4 protein-coding genes are annotated in these 6,249 nt (G+C 35.6%); 3 read left to right on the top strand and 1 reads right to left on the bottom strand.

The window, feature by feature from the left end:
• The first annotated feature begins 337 nt into the window (after positions 1-337).
• Entirely contained in the window at positions 338-1,051 is a 714-nt protein-coding gene (locus VJJ26_00005; GenBank protein HLC06544.1) for a YebC/PmpR family DNA-binding transcriptional regulator, read from the top strand.
• Between the two features lie 15 nt (positions 1,052-1,066).
• Positions 1,067-1,972: a YicC/YloC family endoribonuclease gene (locus tag VJJ26_00010; GenBank protein ID HLC06545.1), complete on the top strand. Its 906-nt coding sequence runs from the start codon at positions 1,067-1,069 to the stop codon at positions 1,970-1,972.
• A 259-nt stretch (positions 1,973-2,231) separates the two neighbouring features.
• Here the strand turns inward: VJJ26_00010 and VJJ26_00015 are convergent, their stop codons facing one another.
• Entirely contained in the window at positions 2,232-3,407 is a 1,176-nt protein-coding gene (locus VJJ26_00015) for a hypothetical protein (protein HLC06546.1), read from the bottom strand.
• 127 nt (positions 3,408-3,534) lie between these two features.
• On the opposite strand from VJJ26_00015, the gene dnaE reads away from it, so the two are divergent.
• On the top strand, positions 3,535-6,249 hold a 2,715-nt coding region (gene dnaE, locus VJJ26_00020; GenBank protein HLC06547.1), incomplete at its 3' end, for a DNA polymerase III subunit alpha.

The following is a 6,249-nucleotide window of genomic DNA, read 5'->3' on the forward strand; positions in this document are numbered from 1 at the left end:
GCTTTGTTTATGCAAATTTCATAACAATTTTTAGTATGGCACATGTGTAAATCTCCTTTTGAATCAATTTTCGGTTGTTTCTTAAGGAGATTTTACTTTTTCTAAAGGCTTTTTTCTAGTTTAGGGATGGGCTCTTATATACTCCACCTGTATTGCTTTCAGTTTAAAAAAAACAAAACAAAAAAGTCAATATTAATTACAAAAAAACAATTTTAAAGCGTGCGAAAATATAAATAAAATCTTCATCTGGTTAGACAGTTAAACAATTTAGAAGTAAAATAAAATCATACTATATTTCAAAAACAGAGCATTTTACCCTTCTGGAGACAAAAAAGTCATGGCAGGTCATAGCAAATGGGCCAATATTAAGCGTAAAAAAGCTAAAGAAGACGGAAAAAAATCTAAAGTTTTTACCAAAATTATTAAAGAAATTACCATAGCCGCCCGTGAAAATGGCGGAAACCCCGATCTTAATCCCCGTTTGCGACTTTTGCTTGAAAAAGGAAAAGAAGCAAACATGCCCATAGAAAACGCAATGCGTGCAATTAAAAAAGGCACGGGTGAACTTCCTGGTGCGCAATACGAGGAATATACCTATGAAGGGTATGCTCCTCATGGGATAGCTGTGATGATCGATGCAATTACGGATAACAAAAATCGTACTGTTGCTGAATTTAGAAGACTATTTTCCGAAAACAATGGATCCTTGGGTGAATTAGGAACGGTAAACTGGATGTTTGAAAAACTTGGTGCAGTTACTGCACAAGGAAAAATCACGGAAGACGAGTTACTTGAACACCTTATCGAATACGATATTAAGGACATGCAAATAGATGATAATGCATACACCATATATTGTGATCCAAAAGCTCTGGAATCGGTGAAAAATGCAGTTGAAAAAGCTGGATTAAAAATAGAAAATTCTGGTCTTGAATGGGTTGCGAAAAACACTACAGAACTTCCAGAAGGACAGAGCGATAAAGTTCTTGAATTTTTATCAAAAGTACAAGATCATGATGACGTAGAAAATGTATACACAAATCTTGGATAAATAAGGACAATCCTGATGAAAAAATATACTATCACGAGCATGACAGGTTTTGCATCCAAAACATTTGTTTTAATTGCACCATCAGGGGAACGTTCCAGCATTTCTATGAACCTAAAATCTCTCAATTCTCGTTTTTTTGAAAACACCATAAAATTACCCATGACGTTGACGCACTTAGAAACCACAATCATCAAGCAATTCAAAGAAAAATTACGCCGTGGACACATTTATTTTAGTGCATATTTAAGTAATCCAAATATTTTTGAAGGCACTATCACTCCCGCTATGACAATCATTGATAGCTATATGCAAGCAATGAATCAAATTAAAACAAAATATAATCTGTCCGATGATATAAAAATAGATAATATCGTGCGATTACCGAATATATTTTCTAAAGAAGAACAACCGCTCGATGAAACTTCCACACATCAAATTTTAGCCGCTGTTACAGATCTTATTGAAAAAGTTATGCAAGATAGAGCTATAGAAGGTAATGCTTCGGCAACAGACCTTAATAATCGAATTACCATCATCAAAAAAGAAATGGTTGCAATTTCAGAAAGAGCTCATGTTTTTGTTGAAGAATGTAAAAAGAAAGTACATGCAACACTACAAGAAATTGGCGCCGATGAGAACTTAATTGCCAATGCGCAAAAAAGCGGCCTGTATTCCATGCTTGATAAAATTGATATTCATGAAGAAATTACTCGCTTAAATAGCCACTTAGAAAAATTAATAGAAATCCTTTCCGCAACAGAAGCAGAAAAAGGTAAACGTCTTGATTTTACCCTGCAAGAATTGGCACGCGAAATTAACACTATTACCGCAAAATGCTCTGATTCAACCATTAGCGCACATGCAATTAACGTTAAAGTTGAAATTGAAAAAATGCGTGAGCAAATACAAAATATTGTTTAGACAAAATGAAACAGTGTAGAGACATCCACACTGTTTCATTTGTTTTTACTTTTGAATTTTGCAAATATTCTATAGTTGCTCTGCATAGAACACTATTGCAGTAGCATCTCCTAAGTTCGGTATAATCTTGCCACTATCTCCTTCCATTGGTCCTATATCACCGAGATAAATTTTAATATTTGTAAGAAAACCAATATTAGGCCATCGGGACATTACAAGATTTTCTGTTTGCCTTCTTAAACTGCCAACAGACAATGTTTTAGCTTACATTCCACACAGTAAGATCGCATTTTTTTGAAGATACGCAAACAAATTGATTTTTATCATGATAAGGACGCCATCGTATAATTTTAGGAGAATCTCCTGTAAAAAATTCTAATATCTTGCGCTCTCCAAATCCATATATTGTTATGTTGTCTTGCTTGGTTTTTGTACCAAAAACAAGATATTGACTATCATAACTGATGGCCACCGTTTCTTTTATTATTGGAGCGACAATATAATCTAGTATTGCAAATGTTTTACCATCGCGTATTGTTATATTATTTCTACTCTGATCAAAGTAGGCGTACGAAATAGTAATGAGGTATTTTCCATCTTTGCTAAACTGGACATCTCGTTCTACATAATAGCCATCCCTGCCAAGCAAATCATCAGTAAAAAGTCTAATAATTCTTCCTGTTGTACCATCACAAACAATCACATTATTTTTTTTATCATGAGAAACTGCTACAAAAACACTACTATCAGGATTCCATACTACCGCAAGAGCTCCAATGGCGGGCTTTCTTTTTTTTTGCCCTGTGTGCCCATCTCGCAAAACAATAGCCTTATCGCCCACCGATACAAGATAATCACCAGAAGGACTGTATGCCACTGCATTCACCAATTTCTGATTACAACATTTTTTTACATTTCCTGTTACAGCATCGTGCAAAAAAAATTTACGACCAATTGGTACTGAAGCAAAATACGATCCAAATGGATGCCATACAACACGACCAATAGATGTAGACTTTGTATCTATTTCTTTAACTTGTTTTGAAAAATTCCCTATCTGAACGCCTGTCTTGAGGTTCCACATAAAAAGATTATTTTTATCATCCCACAAATGCCCGGTAATAATTTTTTCATTATTTACTGCAAGAGCACAAATAGTATTATCGCCACATCCACAACGATATTCTTCATTCTGATCAATATCTGTTATTACAATGTCATTTCTATCGCTTGTTCTCCGAACTTCAACAAGAAATTTACCATCGGGACTGAATTCCATTTCAGTAATCTTTTTATCAGCATTAATACAATCGCCAAGCCTATGTTGTATTACCTTCTTTTGAAGAGATATTTGTTGTCTATCCATTCCCGATACAACACAAAAAAATAAAAATACCCCCGTAATAACTTCCATTTTTTTGTACATGTTAGCCATAAAAAATTCCCTATCTGTTTAAAACGATACTGGAATTCCAAAAACACTAATAAAACTCAACATTTATTCAAATATCTTTTATCCTTATACAAACTATATTTTGCACAATTATTAAGGCACCTTAAATATGTCGCAGCATTTCACGCATTTACATCTTCATACCGAATATTCACTGCTTGATGGCGCGATATCGCTTGATAAACTTGTAGCGTTTGGTAAAGAAAATAATTACAAAGCACTTGCTATAACGGATCATGGCAATATTTTTGGTGCTGTTAAATTTTTCCAAAAATGTAAAAAAGCGGGCATAAAACCAATTTTAGGTATGGAAGCATATTTTACTGAAGATGCCAAAGTAAAAAATGCTGAGAATAAGTATTATCATCTCATTATTCTTGTACAGAATGCAATCGGCTATAAAAACCTGTGCAAACTCATTTCGTATTCATACCAGGAAGGTTTCTATTTTAAACCGAGAATTGATTACAACATCCTTGAGAAACATTCCGAAGGTCTTATCGTAACAAGTGCGTGTCTTGGTGGCCATATTCCTAAATTATTGATGTCAAATAACCAAAAAGAACTTGCAGAACGCCTTGACTGGTTTTTACGCATATTTGGCAGAGATCGCTTTTTCCTCGAAGTACAACCAGAAGATCAAGAAGAACAAAAAATTTTGAACCAAAAACTGTTTGCACTCGCCACAGAAAAGAATATTAAACTCGTTGCTGCTGGTGATTGTCATTATGTCTCATCACATGACCATGAAGCACACGAAATTATGCTTTCGATCCAAACTCAGTCAAAAATGGATGATCCTAACCGTTTTACCTTTGGCGATTGCCGTGCATACATGCGCACTACTAATGAAATGCTTTCAGAATTTAAAGGCCATGAACAAGCGGTATGGAATGCTGGCATTATTGCCGATATGTGCAACTTTGATTTTGAGACCGATACATTGTTTTTCCCACAATTTGTCATTCCTGAACATTACACACAAGAATCATATTTTGCCCACATGTGCCGAATAGGACTACAACGATTAAAAGATGATGATCTTATTTCTGCCAATCAATGGCCAACATATGATGCACGATTAGAACTAGAAATTGATCTGATCACACGCATGGGTTTTGTTGGTTATTTTTTGGTTGTCAGTGATTTTATTCAATGGGCATATCGTCAAGCAATTCCCGTTGGACCTGGTCGTGGTTCTGCTGCAGGATCATTAGTTGCATGGGCACTACAAATAACAAACATTGATCCGCTTAAATATAATCTTCTTTTTGAACGTTTTTTAAATCCTGAACGTGTGAGCATGCCCGATATTGATATCGATTTTTGCATTGAAGGTCGTGACAAAGTGATTAATTACGTGCGCGATAAATATGGTCATGACAAAGTCTGTAACATCATAACATTTGGTACCATGATGGCCAAAGGTGTTATTAAAGATGTTGCACGTGTTCTTGGCTTTTCTTTTGAAGATTCTAATGCAATTACCAACCTTGTCCCCGAACAATTAAAAATAACGCTCACCGAAGCAATAGAACAAGAACCACGTTTGCAAGAATTGATTAATAATAATCCTCGTACAAAACATATTTTTGATATTGCCTTTAAACTCGAAGGACTCACGCGCCATGCATCAAAACATGCGGCCGGTATTGTAATTTCTCCAGATCCCATCGATGAAGTATTGCCTGTCTATGTGCCACCGAAAACTAATGAATTAGTTACACAATATGGTATGACAGAATTGGAAAGCATTGGCTTTCTAAAAATAGATTTTCTTGGTCTGAAAAACCTTACACTTATCGATCGTGTACTGAAACTCATCAAAGCTATTCATGGCGTATCACTTGATATGAACAAACTCCCACTTGATGATCCAAAAACATTCGAATTAATGTGCGAGGGTAAAACATCAGGTGTATTCCAGTTAGAATCCAGTGGATTAAAAGAAGTATTACGGAAGCTAAAACCAGAAAAATTTGAGGATATTATTGCAGTCAACGCGCTCTACCGTCCAGGACCTCTTGGATCTGGCATGGTGGATGATTTTATTGAGCGCAGACATGGCCGGCAACAAATTAAGTATCTTTTTCCTGAATTAGAACCAATTTTGGCAGAAACATTTGGTGTTATTGTGTATCAAGAACAGGTAATGAAAATTGCTTCTGCTATCGGCGGTTACTCACTCGGAGAAGCAGATATTTTACGCCGTGCAATGGGTAAGAAAAAAGCAGAAGTTATGGCTGAGCAAAGTGCCATATTCATTGAAAAAGCTACCGCAAAAAATTTTGATCCAAAAAAAGCACAAGAACTGTTTGATCTGCTCGCATACTTTGCAGGCTACGGTTTTAACAAGTCTCACTCTGCTGCATATGCACTTATTGCATATCAAACCGCATATCTTAAGGCAAACTATCTGCCCGAATTTTTGGCATGTCTTATTTCTCTTGAAGCAACGCACCCAGAAAAAATGGCCTTTTATTTGCAAGAAACAAAAGATCTTGGCATTACATTACTGCCACCTGATATCAACAGATCGAATGTCGATTTTTCTGTAGTAGACGGCACTATTTTATTTGGATTACAAGGCATAAAAAATGTTGGCCTTGCTGCACTCGAAAACATTATTGAAGAACGCACTAAAAAAGGTCCTTTTAAAGATTTACTCGATTTTTGTACACGTATAGACCTGCGCACCGCAAACAAGCGTGTCATTGAAAGTCTTATTTGTGCGGGCGCATTTGATTTGTTGCACGGAAACCGTGCACAGCAATTTCATGAAATTGAACATATCATTGATCTTGCAACAACACATAAAAAAAAT

The sequence above is a fragment of the Candidatus Babeliales bacterium genome (genome assembly GCA_035288105.1).
Taxonomy (GTDB): domain Bacteria; phylum Babelota; class Babeliae; order Babelales; family Vermiphilaceae; genus SOIL31.